Source organism: Streptomyces sp. NPDC059909 (genome assembly GCF_042730885.1).
In the GTDB taxonomy this organism is placed as follows: Bacteria; Actinomycetota; Actinomycetes; order Streptomycetales; family Streptomycetaceae; genus Streptomyces.
Window position 1 is genome coordinate 1 of record NZ_JBHWKX010000009.1, and the last position, 16,621, is coordinate 16,621.

The 16,621-nt window shown below is 72.1% G+C and carries 17 protein-coding genes and 1 pseudogene; 12 read left to right on the plus strand and 6 right to left on the minus strand.

Annotated elements, in window-relative coordinates; translation table 11 throughout:
* Positions 1-348: ATP-binding protein (locus tag ACFV9O_RS09025; protein WP_385414325.1), on the plus strand; the 348-nt coding region annotated here is incomplete at its 5' end.
* A gap of 31 nt (positions 349-379) precedes the next feature.
* Here ACFV9O_RS09025 and ACFV9O_RS09030 read toward each other — a convergent pair.
* Positions 380-1,042: an HAD family hydrolase gene (locus tag ACFV9O_RS09030; protein ID WP_385414328.1), complete on the minus strand. Its 663-nt coding sequence runs from the start codon at positions 1,040-1,042 to the stop codon at positions 380-382.
* 242 nt (positions 1,043-1,284) lie between these two features.
* Between ACFV9O_RS09030 and ACFV9O_RS09035 the strand changes: the two genes are divergently transcribed.
* The 5 genes from ACFV9O_RS09035 to ACFV9O_RS09055 all read left to right on the plus strand — a co-directional run bounded on the left by ACFV9O_RS09035 (position 1,285) and on the right by ACFV9O_RS09055 (position 6,209).
* Positions 1,285-1,755 (plus strand): hypothetical protein, encoded by a 471-nt coding sequence (locus ACFV9O_RS09035; RefSeq protein WP_385414331.1) that lies wholly within the window; start codon positions 1,285-1,287, stop codon positions 1,753-1,755.
* A gap of 196 nt (positions 1,756-1,951) precedes the next feature.
* The gene (locus ACFV9O_RS09040) at positions 1,952-2,968 is read left to right on the plus strand and encodes an alpha/beta hydrolase (protein ID WP_385414334.1); all 1,017 of its coding nucleotides are present in this window, start codon (positions 1,952-1,954) and stop codon (positions 2,966-2,968) included.
* Positions 2,961-4,133 carry an acyltransferase gene (locus tag ACFV9O_RS09045; RefSeq protein WP_385414336.1) on the plus strand — a complete coding sequence of 391 codons (1,173 nt, stop codon included), beginning with the start codon at positions 2,961-2,963 and terminating at the stop codon, positions 4,131-4,133. Before ACFV9O_RS09040 ends, ACFV9O_RS09045 begins: the two co-directional genes overlap by 8 nt.
* A gap of 10 nt (positions 4,134-4,143) precedes the next feature.
* A complete protein-coding gene (locus ACFV9O_RS09050) occupies positions 4,144-5,487 on the plus strand; it encodes a sensor histidine kinase (RefSeq protein WP_385414339.1) in 1,344 nt (447 codons plus the stop codon).
* Positions 5,484-6,209 carry a response regulator transcription factor gene (locus ACFV9O_RS09055; protein ID WP_385414342.1) on the plus strand — a complete coding sequence of 242 codons (726 nt, stop codon included), beginning with the start codon at positions 5,484-5,486 and terminating at the stop codon, positions 6,207-6,209. The genes ACFV9O_RS09050 and ACFV9O_RS09055 overlap by 4 nt, the downstream gene beginning before the upstream one ends.
* Here the strand turns inward: ACFV9O_RS09055 and ACFV9O_RS09060 are convergent.
* Positions 6,164-8,959, minus strand: coding sequence for an FAD-binding and (Fe-S)-binding domain-containing protein (locus ACFV9O_RS09060; RefSeq protein ID WP_385414345.1), 2,796 nt, complete (start codon positions 8,957-8,959; stop codon positions 6,164-6,166). The two genes, ACFV9O_RS09055 and ACFV9O_RS09060, sit on opposite strands and share 46 nt — an antisense overlap.
* 132 nt (positions 8,960-9,091) lie before the next feature.
* Between ACFV9O_RS09060 and serC the strand changes: the two genes are divergently transcribed.
* The 3 genes from serC to ACFV9O_RS09075 all read left to right on the plus strand — a co-directional run bounded on the left by serC (position 9,092) and on the right by ACFV9O_RS09075 (position 11,689).
* A complete protein-coding gene (gene serC, locus ACFV9O_RS09065) occupies positions 9,092-10,210 on the plus strand; it encodes a phosphoserine transaminase (protein WP_385414348.1) in 1,119 nt (372 codons plus the stop codon).
* 290 nt (positions 10,211-10,500) lie between these two features.
* Positions 10,501-11,157 (plus strand): DUF4360 domain-containing protein, encoded by a 657-nt coding sequence (locus ACFV9O_RS09070; protein WP_385414350.1) that lies wholly within the window; start codon positions 10,501-10,503, stop codon positions 11,155-11,157.
* Positions 11,158-11,263: 106 nt separating this feature from the next.
* Complete coding sequence (locus ACFV9O_RS09075; protein ID WP_385414352.1) at positions 11,264-11,689, plus strand: PPOX class F420-dependent oxidoreductase; 426 nt, start codon at positions 11,264-11,266, stop codon at positions 11,687-11,689.
* A 31-nt stretch (positions 11,690-11,720) separates the two neighbouring features.
* Here the strand turns inward: ACFV9O_RS09075 and ACFV9O_RS09080 are convergent, their stop codons facing one another.
* Entirely contained in the window at positions 11,721-12,716 is a 996-nt protein-coding gene (locus tag ACFV9O_RS09080) for a WD40 repeat domain-containing protein (RefSeq protein WP_385414354.1), read from the minus strand.
* Positions 12,717-12,786: 70 nt separating this feature from the next.
* Between ACFV9O_RS09080 and ACFV9O_RS09085 the strand changes: the two genes are divergently transcribed.
* On the plus strand, positions 12,787-13,473 hold the full coding sequence (locus ACFV9O_RS09085) for a GDSL-type esterase/lipase family protein (protein WP_385414357.1): 687 nt from the start codon (positions 12,787-12,789) through the stop codon (positions 13,471-13,473).
* 106 nt (positions 13,474-13,579) lie between these two features.
* Here the strand turns inward: ACFV9O_RS09085 and ACFV9O_RS09090 are convergent, their stop codons facing one another.
* The gene (locus ACFV9O_RS09090; protein ID WP_385414360.1) at positions 13,580-14,035 is read right to left on the minus strand and encodes a carboxymuconolactone decarboxylase family protein; all 456 of its coding nucleotides are present in this window, start codon (positions 14,033-14,035) and stop codon (positions 13,580-13,582) included.
* Between the two features lie 175 nt (positions 14,036-14,210).
* Between ACFV9O_RS09090 and ACFV9O_RS09095 the strand changes: the two genes are divergently transcribed.
* Positions 14,211-14,414: an antitoxin gene (locus ACFV9O_RS09095; RefSeq protein ID WP_385414363.1), complete on the plus strand. Its 204-nt coding sequence runs from the start codon at positions 14,211-14,213 to the stop codon at positions 14,412-14,414.
* 40 nt (positions 14,415-14,454) lie between these two features.
* Entirely contained in the window at positions 14,455-14,895 is a 441-nt protein-coding gene (locus tag ACFV9O_RS09100; RefSeq protein ID WP_385414366.1) for a CBS domain-containing protein, read from the plus strand.
* 71 nt (positions 14,896-14,966) lie between these two features.
* Here the strand turns inward: ACFV9O_RS09100 and ACFV9O_RS09105 are convergent, their stop codons facing one another.
* The gene (locus ACFV9O_RS09105; RefSeq protein WP_385414370.1) at positions 14,967-15,938 is read right to left on the minus strand and encodes a class F sortase; all 972 of its coding nucleotides are present in this window, start codon (positions 15,936-15,938) and stop codon (positions 14,967-14,969) included.
* Positions 15,939-16,210: 272 nt separating this feature from the next.
* Positions 16,211-16,621, minus strand: a pseudogene (locus ACFV9O_RS09110) (hypothetical protein); the annotation flags it as partial.

Sequence of the window (16,621 nt, forward strand, 5' to 3'; positions counted from 1 at the left end):
CCCGCTGCACCGAAAGGGTGCACGGCGGGTTCGGGCCGGGGGCCACTGGAGAAGGACCCGCACAGCGGAAACCTCGCCAGTGGCCTACCGGTACTGCAGCACGGCGTCCCTCTCGGGCGTGAGTTCTGCGTCGCGCTCGCGGTCGATGGCGACATGCTGCGTATCGACGTGCGCGACAGCGGCGACGGACAGCCCATGGTGCGCGCCCCCTTCGTGGATGCAACCGATGGGCGTGGACTCTTTCTGGTGTCCCAACTGGCCGATGATTTCGGCGTCACGGAGCACGTCGTGGGCAAGAGCGTGTGGCTGGACTTCAAACTGGAGCAGCCTCGGCACGACGAGGCCTGAGTGTGCGACAGAGCCCCGCACAGCTCCCCGCTCACCCGCCGACGGCGGCCTCCAGCAGCGAAGGCAGGGCCCGCATGTCGTCGAACACGACGGTGCCCTGTCCTGCGAGCCGCGCCGCCTGGGTCAGGCCGCCGCAGTAGCCGAAGGCGCGCATTCCCGCGGCGTGGGCGGCCTGGATGCCGTAGGCGCTGTCCTCGACGACCGCGCATCGGTCCGGGGCCACGCCCATGGAACGGGCGGCGTGCTGGAAGAGGTCGGGGGCGGGCTTGCCTCTGGGGACATCCGTGGCGCTGAAGATGCGGTCCTCGAAGCGCTCGCTCAAGGCGGTGAGCGCCAGGCTGTGGCGGATGCCGGCGTGGTCGCCGTTCGAGGCGACGCAGAAGGGTGCGGTGAGGCCGTCGAGAGCCTCGGTGATGCCGTCGACGGCCGTGAGTTCGGCCGCGAAGGCCTCCTGGTAGAGGTGCTCGTACCGCTGCTGCCAGTCCTTCTCCAGGCGACGCCCGAGGCGTTCCTCCACCGCGGCCGTGTAGACCTCGGTGGACGAGCCCACGAAGCGCTCGACGATCTCGGCCTCGGTGAACGCGCACCCGAGGTCGGCCATGATCATGGCGTCCACCTTGACGCATATCCGCTCGCTGTCGACGAGCACGCCGTCGCAGTCGAAGATCACCAGCTCGACAGGGAGTGGTGTCATGACCGGCAGCCTATGCACCGCGCGTGGGCGGTGGCCGACGGTCACCCCCTCGGACCGAACACGACGGGCCGTCAACCCTGCTGGAGCGTACGGCCTTTACCGCCTGGAACGACCCAGGGGAACCGCTTGTCGGGCACACACGTCTGCGGTACAAACGCGCGACACGCAGGGATGAGATTCGGCCACTCCTGTGCCCGAACATCCCATGAAGTGACGTGCACACAACCATGTGGGGGGTTGCCATGCAGGGACGCTGGGAGAAGCTGAAGCAAAGAAGCGGCATCAGCCTGTTCGTCATCGCGGTGGGGGTCGGGGTCTTCTTCTTCATCGGGAGCGCCTCGCAGTCGCCGAGCGGTTGGGGCGCCGCCTACGCCTTCGGCAAGACCGTCTCCGTCCAACTGCCCAGCTCGTGCCGTATCGAGACGGTCGGCGACGGCAAGAGCACCGGCAAGTGCGAGGGCGCGAAGTGGACGGCCGACGGCCAGGCCCGCACCGGCACGCTGTACGCCTACGGGGACGACATCAAGCGCTCCGGGGAGGGCGCTCTGACGTTCGCCGGCGAGGCGAAGGCCCTCGGCGACCGGGCGTACGGCAAGCCCGACACCTGGCTGACGCTCGTGCACCTCGGTGCTCTCGGCGTGGCGGGCATCGGCGTCCTCGCCCTGCTCGTGAGCGGCGTGGCCGCGCTCCTGCCGGCGCGGCGACAGGCCTGACCGCCGCGGAGGACGAGGTGCGGGCGTGCGGGCGTGCGGGCGTGCGGGCGTGCGGGCGTGCGGGCGTGCAGGGCCCACCCGACCCGTAGTACTTGAGAGCTACGCGGAAGGTGCGCTCCCCGGCGGGACGCCGACCACCAGGGCTGATCCATAACTTCGGTGCCGGAATCAACCGGCACCGGAAGGACCACCCACCATGGCGTCCCGCCTTCCCGGGAACCGCCCGCCCGGCAACCCTCCGCCCAGCAACCGCCCATCCAGCAACCGCCCGCGCCGCACCCTGCTCGCCGCGCTCGTCGCCGCATCCGTTGCCGTGCCGGTGTCAAGTGCGGCCCGGCCCGCCGCCGTACCGGCGCCCGTGCCGGCCGCGGCCGCCCTCGCCCCGCTGCGGGACGCGACGCACGACACCCTCGCCGAGCGGTACGCCGTCAACCGCGACGGCATCCGGGCGGCCGAGCGGATGGCCGCCGGCCACGGTGACCGGAAGCGGGCGGCCGCGCTGCGCGGCATGGCGGATCCGGCGCGGCAGTTCCTCACCTTCGACGGCCGCAACGGCGGCCGCAGCGCCGAGGTGTTCGGCGACCTGTCCCGCGCCGAGCGGATCGCCGTGCTGGTGCCCGGCTCGGACACCGGCCTCGACAGGTACGAGCGCTTCCGGGCCGGCGCCGCCGCACTCCGGCGGGAGCTGGGCGGCGACCGCGCCGCCGTCGTCGCCTGGCTCGGGTACCGGACGCCGCCCGCGGTGAGCCTCACGGCGCTGACGCCCGGCCGCGCGCAGGACGCCGCCCCCGAACTGCGCCGGTTCGTACGCGAACTGCACGCCGCCGTGCCCGCCGCCCGGGTCTCCCTCCTCTGCCATTCGTACGGGTCGGTGGTCTGCGCCGCTGCCGCGCCCGGGCTGGACGTGGCGGACATCGTTCTCCACGGCAGCCCCGGGACAGGCGCCGACAGCGCCGGCCGGCTGGACACCCGCGCCACCGTCTGGGCCGGCCGGGGCGCCGACGACTGGATCGCGGACGTGCCGCACGTACGGCTCCGCCTTCCCTTCGCCACCGTCGGGTTCGGGACCGACCCCGTGTCCGGGGAGTTCGGTGCCCGGCCCTTCGACGCGGGCGGCGGCGGCCACAGCGACTACCTGAAGCCGGGCTCCGTGTCCCTCAGGAACATCGCGCGGATCGTGAACGGCCGGGCCCTGAAGGCTCCCCGTGCGTGACCTCGTCCGGCGGGTCGGTGCCGCGACGCCGCCCGACCGTGACCGGGCCGTCGACGCGCTGCGCGCCCTCGCCATCCTCGGGGTGGTCATCGGCCACTGGCTGGTGACCGCCCTGGTCGCCGACAGCGGTACGGTGCGCGGCGCCAGCCCGCTCCGGCACATGCCCCAACTGGCTCCTGTCTCCTGGGTGTTCCAGACCCTGGCGGTCTTCTTCCTGGTGGGCGGGCAGGTGGGTGCGAGGAGTTACGCCTCCGCCCGCGCCCGCGGCGAGACGTACGGCCGGTGGCTCGGCAGCCGGCTGGGGCGGCTGTTCCGGCCGGTGGCCGCCGTGCTGGCGGTGTGGGCCGCGGCGACGGGCGTGATGCTCGCGTCGGGAGTGGGGTTCGAGACCGTGCACGCGCTGGGCACGCTCGTGCTGTCCCCGCTCTGGTTCCTGCTGGTCTTCGCGGGGCTGACGGCGGCGACCCCGCTCGTGGCCGGGCTGCCCCCGCTGTGGCCGATCGCCGTCGTGCTGCATGTCGACCTGGTCCGCTTCGGACTCGACGACGGCACGGGCCGGTTCGAACCGCTCGGCTGGATCAATGTGGCGGCCGGCTGGCTGGTCCCGTACTGCCTGGGCGCGGCCTGGGCCCGCGGCGGCCTGCGGGGCAGCAGGACCGGATGGGTGCTGCTGGCCGGCGGCGCCGCCGCCACCGCCGGGCTCGTGCTGTTCGCCCGGTACCCGGCGTCCATGGTCGGGGTGCCCGGCGCCGCCGTCTCCAACCTCAACCCGCCGACGCTCGCCGCCGTCACCTTCGGTCTCGCCCAGTGCGGCGCGGCGCTGCTGCTGCTCGGCCCGCTGCGGCGCGCGCTACGGCGCCCCACGGCCTGGGCGGCGGTGGCGCTGGTGAACCTCTCCGCCATGACGGTCTTCCTGTGGCACCAGACCGCGATGATGGCCGTCACCGCCGTCGGCCTGCTCGGGGGCACGGCCCTGCCCGGACTGCACACCGTCCCCGCCGGGCCCGGCTGGGTGCTCGCCCGGCTGGCCTGGCTGCCGGCGTTCGGCGTGGCGCTGCTGGCCTGCTGGGCGGTCTTCCGCACGTACGAGCAGACAGGACCGGGTCGCGGCACGCTCGTGCGCGAGCACCGGCCCGAACGGACAACGGAGGCGCGCAGTGCCTAGGGTTGACCACGTGGCGAGGGGGGAGACACGGGGGACGGGCAAGCCGGGCGGCGAGCGGCTGGTAGCCGCGGTGCGCTCGACGGGGCGCACCCTGCGCGCGGACCTGTTCACGGCCGCCCGCGACCCGCTGCCGCGCAACGGCTGGCTGGGCTGGCTGCCGCACGTCCATGTGCTGCTGTTCGCGGTGGCCATGGGCGGCTTCAACCTGAACGACTGCGAGCAGTACGCCGACACGGCGATCGTGCTCCTGCTCGTCGTGCTCCAGTCGGCGGCCCTCGTCCTCGCGTTGTCCCGCCCGGTGGCCGCCTGGTGGCTGTCGACGCTCACGCTCTTCCTCACCGCGGAGGTCGTGGAGGCCGTCGTCCATCGCGACATGCACTGGCCCTGGTCCGCCTGGGGCATCGCCCTGCACACCCTCGTGCTGTTGCTCCTCGCGCTGCGGGTGCCTCCCCGGATCGCCGCCGCGGCCCTCGGGATCACCGTCCTGTCGGGCATCGTGAACGTGGCCCACGCCGGCCATGACCACAACCAGGTCGTCGAGCGGGGCACCATCGCCTTCGCCACCGCGGTGGTGGTCGGCGCCTCGCTGCGCATCGGCCGGGTGGCCCGTACGCGGCTGGTCGAGCAGGAGGTGCTGACCGCCGAGGAGCGGTCGGCGCGCGCCCTCCTCGAGGAGCGCAACCGGATCGCCCGCGAGCTGCACGACGTCGTCGCCCACCACATGTCGGTCATCTCCATCCAGGCGCAGGTCGCCCCGCACCTGGTCGAGAACCCGCCCGACGAGCTGCGGGAGAACCTCGCGGGCATACGCCAGAACGCCGTCGAGGCGCTGACCGAACTCCGCCGCGTCCTCGACGTCCTGCGCTCGGAGGACCCCGCGGCCGAGGGCGTACGGCACGCACCGCAGCCCACCCTCGCCCGCCTGCCCGAGCTGGTCGACAACGTGCGCGGGGCGGGTCTCACGGTCACCACCGAAGTCACGGGCGATCCCCGCCCGCTGTCGCCCGGCGTGGAGCTGTCGGCGTTCCGCATCGTGCAGGAGGCGCTCAGCAATGCGATGCGGCACTCGCCCGGCGCCCGGGTGCGGGTGGCCGTCGGCCACCAGCGGTCCGGTGTCACGGTCCGGGTCACGAACACCGAGCCCGACCGGCCCGTCGCACCCTCGCCGGGCGCCGGACACGGCCTTCTCGGGATGCGGGAGCGCGCGGCCATGCTGGGCGGCGAACTGGCCGCCGGGCCCACGCCGGACGGCGGTTACGAAGTGACCGCGATCCTCCCCGCCCGAACCAACGACGCCGTCCACACCGACCACCCCGAGCCGTCCGCCGCCGAACCCGTCGAGGGAGCCCCATGACGACCGCCCAGGCACCTCAGGCGCCCATCCGTGTCCTGATCGCCGACGACCAGATGATGGTCCGCCAGGGCTTCACGGTCCTGCTCGACGCCGAGCAGGGCATCGAGGTCGTCGGACAGGCCGTGGACGGCCTCGACGCCGTCGCCAAGGTCGCCGAACTCGCGCCGGACGTCGTCCTGATGGACATCCGGATGCCCGAGCTCGGCGGCATCGAGGCGACCCGCCGCATCACCGGATCCGACGGCAGCACCGTCAAGGTGCTCGTCCTGACCACCTTCGACCTCGACGAGTACGTGTACGAGGCGCTGCGCGCCGGCGCGTCCGGGTTCCTTCTCAAGGACGCGTCGGCCGACGAACTCGCCCATGCTGTCAGGGTGGTGGCGGCCGGGGACGCCCTGCTCTCCCCGAACATCACCAAGCGTGTGGATGGCCCCCTCGACGATCTCGACCTTGTATCCCTCGGGGACGGGCATCCGCTCGAGCGACTCGAACAGCTCGTCCAGAGTCAGCTCGTCGTTCTCTTCGGCCATGTCGATCCTGACGGTCTCTACGACGGTCATCCTGGCGTTCCTCCCCGGCTGCCACGTCGTCGCCTGGAGCCGCGCATTACAACGATACGCACGGTCGTGAGGACACGCCCATGGCGAGAGCCGCGTCTCCAGGCGGCGCCGGCCTCTCACCTCTCCCCCGCGATCGCGTCCGCGAGCACCTCCGCCAGATGACGCGCCCGGACGCCCACCAGCTGTTCCAGCTGCGTACGGCAGGAGAAGCCGTCCGCCAGCAGCACCGCGTCCTCGCCCGCCGCGCGCACCGACGGCAGCAGCTGGTCCTCGGCACACGCCACGGAGACCTCGTAATGGCCCCGCTCGAAGCCGAAGTTGCCGGCGAGGCCGCAGCAGCCGCCGCTCAGGCCGCCCGTCAGTCCCGCGCGTTCGCGCAGGCGGCGCTCCGCCGCGTCGCCCAGGACCGCGTGCTGGTGGCAGTGGGTCTGGCCCGCGACCGGGCGGTCGCTCCTCGGCGGGGTCCAGTCGGGGGCGTACTCCTCCAGGGCGCCCGCGAACGTGCGCACCGAATCGGCCAGGACACGTGCCCGGGGGTCGTCGCCCAGCAGTTCCGGGAGGTCCGTCCGCAGCGCCGCCGCGCAACTCGGCTCGAGGACGACGACGGGGGCGCCGCGCTCGAGGACGGGCTCCATGACGTCGAGGGTGCGGCGCATGACCGTACGGGCGCGGTCCAGCTGGCCGGTCGAGACGTAGGTGAGGCCGCAGCAGACCCGGCCCGGGGGGAGGGAGACGCCCAGACCCGCCGATGCGAGGACCGCGACCGCCGCGCGGCAGACGGACGGGGACAGGTGGTCCGTGAAGGTGTCCGGCCACAGGACGAGCGGGGAGCCGGGGGTCCCGTTGCGGCGCCACCAGTCGGTGAAGGTCCGGCGGGCGAGCACCGGGATGTCGCGCTCCGGGGCGATGCCCGCCAGGCGTTTCGCGAGGGCCGCGAGGGGGCGTACGCGCGCCGCCGCGTTCACCACGCCCGCGACGGGCGCGGCCAGGCGCAGCCACTCCGGCAGCCGCCCCATGGCGTAGTGGGCCGCCGGGCGTGGCCGGCCCGCATAGTGGTGGTGCAGGAACTCCGCCTTGTACGTGGCCATGTCGACGCCCACCGGGCAGTCGCTCCGGCACCCCTTGCAGGACAGGCACAGGTCGAGCGCGTCCCGTACCTCGGCCGACCGCCAGCCGTCCGTCACGACCTCGCCCGCGAGCATCTCGTGCAGGAGCCGGGCGCGCCCGCGCGTGGAGTGCTGCTCCTCGCGCGTCGCGCGGTACGAGGGGCACATCACGCCCGGCCCCGAACTGGGCCCCTCGACCCGGCACTTGGCGACCCCGACGCAGCGCCGCACCGCGGCCGTGAAGTCGCCGCCGTCGTGCGGGTAGCCGAATGCCACGTCGACCGGCTTGCGCGGCAGCACGGCGAAGCGCAGGTTCTCGTCCAGCGGTGCCGGGCGCGCGAGCACGCCCGGGTTCAGGCCCCCCGCCGGGTCCCACACGTCCTTGAACCGGCCGAAGAGCCCGACGAGTTCGTCCCCGTACATCCTCGGCAGCAGCTCCGCACGCGCCTGCCCGTCCCCGTGCTCGCCCGACAGCGAGCCCCCGTGCGCCACGACCAGCTCGGCCACGTCCTCGGAGAAGGAGCGGAAGCGCCGCACGCCGTCCGGGCTCAGCAGGTCGAAGTCGATGCGGACGTGGATGCACCCGTCCCCGAAGTGCCCGTACGGCGTCCCCCGCAGCCCGTGCTCCGTCAGCAGCGCCCGGAAGTCCCGCAGATAGGCGCCGAGGCGTGCCGGGGGCACCGCGCAGTCCTCCCAGCCCGGCCAGGCCTCGCTGCCGTCGGGCATCCGGGTCGCGGTGCCCGCCGCGTCCTCCCGTACCCGCCACAGCGCGCGCTGCCCGGCCGGGTCGGTGACGACGGTCCCGGCCGGCGCGTCGGCGCCCCGCACGATCTCCTCCGCGCGGGCCCGGGCCTCGGCCCCCGTCTCCCCGCCCGTCTCGACGAACAGCCATGCCCCGCCCCGCGGCAGACCGTGCCCCGCGGCGTCGGGAACGAGGTCCTGCGCCATGCCCTCGACCGTCAGCGGCCGGTACGGCAGCAGCCCGGCGGCGGCCTCCGCGGCGGCGCTCTCGTCGGCGTACCCGAGGACGGCGAGGGCCCGTGCGGGCGGCGACTCCACGAGCCGTACGGTCGCCTCGGTGAGCACCGCCAGGGTGCCCTCGCTGCCGCAGAAGGCGCGGGCGAGGCCGGTGCCGTTCTCGGGCAGCAGCGCGTCGAGCGCGTACCCGGAGATGCGGCGCGGCAGCCCGCCGGGGAAGCCGGTGCGCAGCAGCGCCAGGTTCGCCTCGACGAGCTCCCGCAGTCCGGCCGGGGCTGCGGTCCCCCACCCCTGTCCGATGCGGAGTTCGTCGCCCCCGTACGTCACCACCGACAGCTCGTGGACGTTGTCCGCGGTCGTCCCCCACGCCACCGAGTGCGACCCGCACGCGTTGTTGCCGATCATCCCGCCGAGCGTGCAGCGGCTGTGCGTGGACGGATCCGGGCCGAACGTCAGCCCGTACGCCCCCGCCGCGTCCCGCAGCCGGTCCAGCACCGCACCCGGCTGGACGACCGCCGTGCGCGCCTCGGGGTCCACCGAGACGACCGACCGCATGTGGCGCGTGAAGTCCAGCACCACGCCGGCCCCCGTCGCCTGCCCGGCGATCGACGTCCCCGCGCCCCGCGGCACGACCGGGACCCCGTGGCTGCGGCAGACCGCGAGCGCCGCCGCGACGTCCTCCGCGTCGCGCGGCGCGACGACGCCGTCAGGGACGCGGCGGTAGTTGGACGCGTCCATCGTCATGAGTGCGCGGGCGCCGGGCCCGAAGTCCACCTCGCCACGGACGACCGCCCGCAGGGCGCGTGCGAGCTCCTCACGATCAGCCATGCGCTCAGCGTGCCCCACGCTCGTTCGGGTGACGCCCCGACGCGTCCGTCACCCGTCCCGACCAGTGACCAGTTGTCTCATCCGCCGGACAGCGCCCTCGGTGACCTGGCGGAACCGACTAGGCTCCGGCTCGTGGCCGATATCCAGATTCCCGCTGACATCAAGCCCGCAGACGGCCGTTTCGGCTCGGGCCCCTCCAAGGTGCGTACGGAGGCGCTGGACGCCCTGGCCGCCACCGGTACGTCCCTGCTCGGTACGTCCCACCGCCAGGCCCCCGTCAAGAACCTGGTCGGCGAGGTGCGCGCGGGCGTACGCGACCTCTTCAGTCTCCCCGAGGGCTACGAGGTGATCCTCGGCAACGGCGGCTCCACCGCCTTCTGGGACATCGCGACGCACGGTCTCATCGAGAACAAGTCGCAGCACCTCTCCTTCGGCGAGTTCTCGTCGAAGTTCGCGAAGGCCGCGAAGCTCGCCCCGTGGCTGGCCGAGCCGACCGTGATCGCGTCCGACCCGGGTACGCACCCGGAGCCGCGGGCCGAGGCGGGCGTGGACGTCTACGCCTTCACCCACAACGAGACCTCCACCGGTGTCGCCGCCCCGGTCAAGCGGGTCGAGGGCGCCGACGAGGGCGCGCTGGTGCTGGTGGACGCGACGTCCGGCGCGGGCGGTCTGCCCGTCGACATCGCCGAGACGGACGTCTACTACTTCGCGCCGCAGAAGTCCTTCGCCGCGGACGGCGGCCTGTGGATCGCCGTGTTCTCGCCCGCCGCACTGGAGCGGGCCGCGCGTGTCCACGCGTCCGGCCGCCATGTCCCGGAGTTCTTCAGCCTCCCGACGGCGATCGACAACTCGCTCAAGAACCAGACGTACAACACCCCGGCGCTGGCGACCCTCTTCCTGCTCAACGAGCAGCTGAAGTGGATCAACGGCCAGGGCGGCCTCGACTGGTCGACGGGCCGCACCGCCACCTCCGCCCGGGCGCTGTACGGCTGGGCCGAGGAGTCGAAGTACGCGACGCCGTTCGTCGCGGACGCGGCGAAGCGTTCGCAGGTCATCGGCACGATCGACTTCTCGGACGACATCGACGCGGCGGCGGTCGCGAAGGTCCTGCGCGCGAACGGGATCGTCGACACGGAGCCGTACCGCAAACTGGGCCGCAACCAGCTGCGGATCGCGATGTTCCCGGCGATCGACCCGGCGGACGTGCAGGCGCTGACGGCCTGCGTCGACTACGTGATCGAGAAGCTGTAGTCACTGGCCGTACGACACAGGGCCCGGCGGCATTCGGCCGCCGGGCCCTTGTCGTGCCGGTTGCGTGAAGCGTGCCGGTTACGTGAAGACGGTGTGGAGTCGCCGTGCAGGGACGGCCGATAACCGCCCTATCCGGCGGCCCGCCGCATCCCTACGATCGGCACGATCCGATGCATTGACATGTTCACGTCTCAACGATTCGCCGACGTGACATGACACGGGATCGGCTGGACCCCCCACGGTTCCTCACGCAAGGCCACCGACCACCACCTTCGATCGGAGTACGCATCATGCCCGGTGCATTACGCGCGGGTGCCGCCGCCACGGCGGTCCTCGCCTCCATGCTCGTCGCCGGTACCCCCGGCACCGCTTCGGCGGGCATCGTGGCCCCGCCCGACAAAATCGTCATCGAGATCGCCACGGTGAACGGTTCGGGCTGCAAGCAGGGGACCGCCGCCGTGGCGGTCTCGCCGGACAACACCGCGTTCACGGTCACGTACAGTGACTATCTGGCGCAGGTGGGCGGGGGCTCGGCGCCCACCGACTTCCGCAAGAACTGCCAGCTCAATCTGATCGTCCACGTCCCGCAGGGCTTCACGTACGCCGTCGCCAGCGCGGACTACCGCGGCTACGCCAGCCTGCAGCGGGGCGCGACCGCGGTCCAGAAGGCCTCGTACTACTTCCAGGGCTCGCCCGACACGGCCGCGAGGAACCACACCTTCAACGGGCCGTACGACAACAACTGGCAGGCCACCGACGAGACCGAGTGGGCCCAGCTGGTGTGGGCCCCGTGCGGCGTCAAGCGGAACTTCAACATCAACACCGAGCTGCGCGTCAAGGCCGGCACGTCCAGCCCGTCGGCGACCAGCTTCATGACGATGGACTCGACGGACGGCGAGATCAACACCGTCTACCGGCTCGCGTGGAAGGAGTGCCCGGAGACCTGATCCGGGCCTTAGCCGGCCCGCCCCGGACCCCGCGCAGGCCACGGCGTGGGGTCCGAGGGCGGCGGCCCGGGATGACGCCGGGCGCATTCCGTGCCTCCATGGAGTCATGACCACTTCGACTCCGACCCCGACACCCCTCACCGCGCTGACCAAGCAGTGGGCCGTCCTGCTCACCACCCACAAACGGGACGGCACCGGCGTCGGTACACCCGTCAACATCGCCGTCGAGGGGGACCACGCCTACATCCGCGTGTACGCCACGTCCGGCAAGGCCAAACGGCTGCGCCGCGACCAGGAAGTGGAGATCGCCCCTGCCACCCCGCACGGCAAGCCGACCGGGCCCGAGGCCACGGCGCGGATGCGCCTGCTCGACCCGGACAGCGAGGAGAACGAGCACGCGGCGAAGCTCCTCGCCCGCAAGTACCCGCTCACGCACGGGATGCTCGTACCGCTGGCGCAAAGGATGAAGCACGACCGGCCGCTGCACTACGAGCTGCGTCTGCCGGGCGGCCCGGGCGAGCAGACCCCCTGACCGGGGGTCAGGAGGGATCAGGAACAGGGAATCAGGCCCCCTGACCGCGCCCGCGGCGCCGGGACCGTAGCGCCAGCAGCACCGCCAGTGCCGCGACGACCGCGCCCGCGGGCACGGCGAGCCCCTTGCCGTCACCGCCGTCCGACGCCGACGCGTCCCCGCCGCCGCTCGCGGACCCGGAGGGCGAGTCGCCTCCCGCGCCCCGGCCGTCGCTCTTGTCGACGTCCCTGCGCACGACTTCGCTCTGCTCGCCCTCCGTCCCGAACATGAGGGCCTTGCCGTCGGTCGTGTACGTCACGGACTCGGACTGTCCCTGCAGCGGGGCGCTGACGTGATGGTCGGCGCCGAGGCGGCCGCCGCTCCACACGTAGCCGCGGGCGCTGAAATAGGAGCGCAGCACCAGCTCCTTGCCGTCCGGCGAGAACGCCCCGTCCGTGACCCACGGGACCTCGCCGATCCGCCGGAAGACGTTCGTCCCACCCGTCACCAGCCGGGAAGGCCCCTCGTAGAGGCCTCCCCCGTCCTCGTTCTTGCTGGCGATGTAGACCCGCCCGGTCTTCGGATGGACCATCATCGCCTCGGCGTTGCGCGGCCCGTCCTCGTACGTCACGACGTACTGCGTGGCGCGCACCGTGATGTCCTTGAGCGAACGCGGCTCGGGGAAGCGGTAGATCCACACGTGGTTCCACGAGTCCGCGTTGTCCCCGATGTCGCCGACGTAGACATAGCCGTCGGGTCCGATCGAGACGGCCTCCATGTCGCGGGGCCTGCCGACGCCCCGCAGCGTGACGGTCGCGACGGTCTTCCCCGTCCTCGAGTCGACGGCGAAGACGCGTGGCTCGTCCTGGTCGTTGTGCGTCCAGTAGACCCCCGGGTGGGCGCGGCTCGCCGCGAGGCCACTGGACTCGGTGATCCGTGGATCCTTGATCGTGAAACCGCCGCCCTCGTCCGCGGCGGCGGGCACGGCGGCACCCAGGACCAACACGGCGGCGGCCGCGGCCGCCCACGTCGTACGCAACGAACACATGCCCCCAAGTGTCCATCGTCACGTCACCGGCCGGGGCAGCACCCGGCGGGGGTCGGCCATGATTACCCCCATGCGTTTCATGTTCGTCGGTGATTCCATGACCATCGGACGCGCCGGCGACTACACCTGGCGCTACCGGATGTGGCAGCACCTCAACCGCGCCTTCGGCGGCCCGTACCGGATCGTCGGCCCGCGCACCGAGCTGTACGACACCGTCGCCGCCGCCGCCGTCTCGACCGCCTACGCCGACCCGGCCTTCCCCGAGCGTGCCCGCAAGCACCTCGCCGGCTGGGGCGAGGGCTGGCTGCACATGGCGCCGCTCATCCGGGAGACGGTGACCGCGACGAAGGCGGACGTGCTGCTCGTCTCGCTGGGCCTGATCGACCTCGGCTTCTACACGAACAGCAGTCAGACCGCCGAGAACGCCCGCCGGTTCATCGCCGCGGCCCGTGAGGCGAACCCGCACGTCCGGGCCGTGCTCCTCCCCGTCATACCGAACGTCCGCGCCACCTCCGACGCACCGTTCGCGACGGAGTGCGACCGCTTCAACGAGCTGCTCGCCAAGGCCGTCGCCGACCTCGACTCCCCTGCCTCGCCGCTGCTCCTGGCGTCCCCGCCGGCGTCGTACGACATCCACTCCGACACGTACGACGGCACCCATCCCGGCCCGTCCGGCGAGCACAAGCTGGCGGCGACCTTCGCCGACGCGATGCACCAGGCCTGGGACCTGGGCGCCCCGTACGAGCCGGCGGGCTGATCCCCGGCCCGTCAGACTCTCACGTCAAGCCCATCCGGCGTTCGAGGACGGGCACCCGGGCCGCCCGGTCGGTACCCGGGGGCCGCGGGGGCGGCGCCCCCCCGGATCACCAGGTCGCGCCCGCGACCTGCCTTGTCGTCGCGTTCAGGCGGTTGAAGAGGTTCGTCGTGCCGATCATCAGGATGATCGCCGCGAGCTGCTGCTCGTCGTAGTGGTCCGCGGCGTTGTCCCAGACCGCGTCCGGCACCGGGTCGGACTGGTCGCTGAGCCGGGTCGCCGCCTCGGTGAGCGCCAGCGCGGCCCGCTCGGCGTCCGAGAAGTACGGCGCCTCGCGCCACGCCGCCACCGCCGTCAGCTGGTCCTCGGTCACGCCCGCCTTCCGCGCGCTGCTCGCGCCGCCCACGACGCAGTAGCTGCAGCCGTTGATCTGGCTCGCGCGCAGGTGGACCAGCTCCAGGGTCGTCTCCGGCACACCGCCCTTCCTCGTGGCCTTCAGCAGATCGAGGATGGCCGGCATGGCCGAGGGGATGACGGTGGCGGGGTTGTTCATCCGAGCCTGCATGGTTTCTTCCCTCCAGGGTTTTCGTCGGTCACTGCTCCGACGGATCGCGGGAAGGGAATGTGACAGCTCCGGCGGAAGGAATTTCCGGGGCCTTCCAGCGCCCTCCCGCGAGGATGCGAACGGTGCGGAGGGAGGTGACCCTGGAGAGGCGGGGGCAACCTCAAGGAGGGCGTCCATGTCGATGATGGACAAGATCAAACAGATGCTCAAGGGTCACGAGGACAAGGCGTCGCAGGGCATCGACAAGGCCGGCGACACGTTCGACGAGAGGACCCAGGGCAAGTACAGCCGCCAGACCGACGTGGCCCAGGACAAGCTCAAGGAGCAGTTCGGCGGCGACCAGGGCGGCCAGGGCCAGGACCGGCCCCCACAGACCTGAACACCACCGCACGCCTTTCAGTGGCGAAGGTAGGAAAGCAATGACCGGGAACACCCAGCTCACCGCCCGCGACATCATGACCAGTGGCGTCCAGTGCGTCGGCGCGCACCAGTCGCTGATGGAAGCGGCGAAGTTGATGCGCGACCTGAACGTCGGCTGTCTGCCCATCTGCGGCGACAACAACCGGCTCACCGGCCTGATCACCGACCGTGACATCGTCGTGCAGTGCTGCGCCGAGGGCATCGACCCCGCGACGGTCCAGGCAGGCTCGCTGGGCGGCGAGCTCCACTGGATCGATGCGAGCGCAGGCGCCGACGAAGCCCTCGCAAAGATGGAACAGCACCAGATCAAGCGGCTCCCGGTGATCGACGTCCAGCAGGGGCACCAGTTGGTCGGCCTGATCACCGAGGCGAACCTCGCGAAGAACCTCACCGACGCGCAGATCGCGGAGTTCGCGACCCGGGTGTACGCGAACGCCTGACGCGCCCCCGGAGGACGCCGCCGAACGCGCGGGGCGGGGCCGTCGCCCCGCCCCGCGTAACGGAGCGCTGGTCACCGCACGGCCGGCGCCGCCGGTGTCTTCGGCGCCGGAGGCGTCTTCGGTGCTGTCGGCGCTGCCGGAACCTTGGAAGTCGCCGGAGCGGCCGGTGCTGCGGGTGACTTCGGCACCACCGGTGCGGCAGGTGCTGCAGGTGACTTCGGCGCTGTCGGTGCTGCCGGAGCCTTCGAACTCGCCGGAGCGGCCGGTGCTGCGGGTGACTTCGGCACCACCGGTGCGGCAGGTGACGTCGGTGCTACCGGTGCTGCAGGTGACTTCGGTGCTACCGGAGCCTTCGGAGCTGTCGGAGCCTTCGGAGCTGTGGGTACCTTCGGAACTGCCTGAGCCGGTACACGGCGGCTGGACTCCAGGTGGGCGAAGACCACCAGGTTCTCCTTGTAGTCCTTGGCCGTCTTGTCGTATTCGCCTGCGCAGGTGATCAGGCGCAGCTGGGCGGACGGGGTGTCGTTGTAGACGCGCGCGTTCGGGAACTTCGCCTTGCTGAAGGACTCGACGGAGTCGACCTTGAAGACGGCGACGACGTTGTCCTGGCGGGTGATCTCGACGTGGTTACCGGGCTTCAGCTCGCTCAGGCCCACGAACACGGCGGGGCCGGTCAGGGTGTCGAAGTGGCCCGCGACGATCGAGGTGCCTCGCTCGCCGGGGGTGGGACCGCGCTCGTACCAGCCCACCAGATTGCTGTCGTTGGGCGGCGGCGCGTTGAGCTGTCCGGTCGCGTTCAGCGTCAGTGGGGTGAAAGGCGCGTCGACGGAGATCATGTCGATCTTGATCCGCTTGGGGACCGAGCGGGGCAGCGCCGGGCCGACGGCGGTGGCCGACGGGCCGGCGGACTCGCCCGCGCCGGGGCCGGCGGCTCTGGGGGTGATCGTCACCGAGGGAGCGGACCCCCCGCCCGCCGCGGTGGGGTCGAGCGAACCGTAGACCAGGAGAGCGCCCACCCCCACCGCCGCGGCAGGCCACAACATGGCCTTCCGGATGGACCCGAAGGAGCGAGCGGGCCGTTGCGGGGATCGGCCGGACGGCTGCCGGAAGATCATGTGAACGTGCCTTTCGGTGCTGGGTGGAGCGGTGTGAGGGTGCGGGCACGACTGCGGATGCGGGCACGGGTGCGGGTGCGAGCACGGGTGCGGGTGCAGACACGGATACGGATCCGGGGGAACGCCATCGCCGCGGCCACCGTCCTTGGACGACGGTGCCCGCGACAACTCAGCGATGTGCTACTGCAGGGGCGGCCTCATCAGACCTGGGCGCCGCCCGTGGCGTTGCGACGACGCAGCTTGTAGATGCCGGCGCCGATGCCACCGAGCATCAGAGCCGAGCCGGCGGCCAGGCTGCTGCTGTTCGTGGCGAGGCCACCGCCGCCGGTGTGCGTACCACCGTTCGGCTTGTCCTCGTCGTCGTCGTCGTCATCGTCGTCGTCGTGGTCGTCGTCGTCGTCATCGTCGTCGTCGTGGTCGTCGTCGTCGTCATCGTCGTCGTCGTCGTGGTGCTTCTTCCAACCACCCTTGTCGTGGTCGTCGTCGTCGTGGTCGTCGTCGTCGGAGGTCACGCGCGCAAGGAAACCAGCACCGGCGTCGACGCCACCGTTGGGCTTGTCCTCGTCGTCGTCGTCATCGTCGTCGTCGTCGTCATCGTCGTCGTCGTCGTG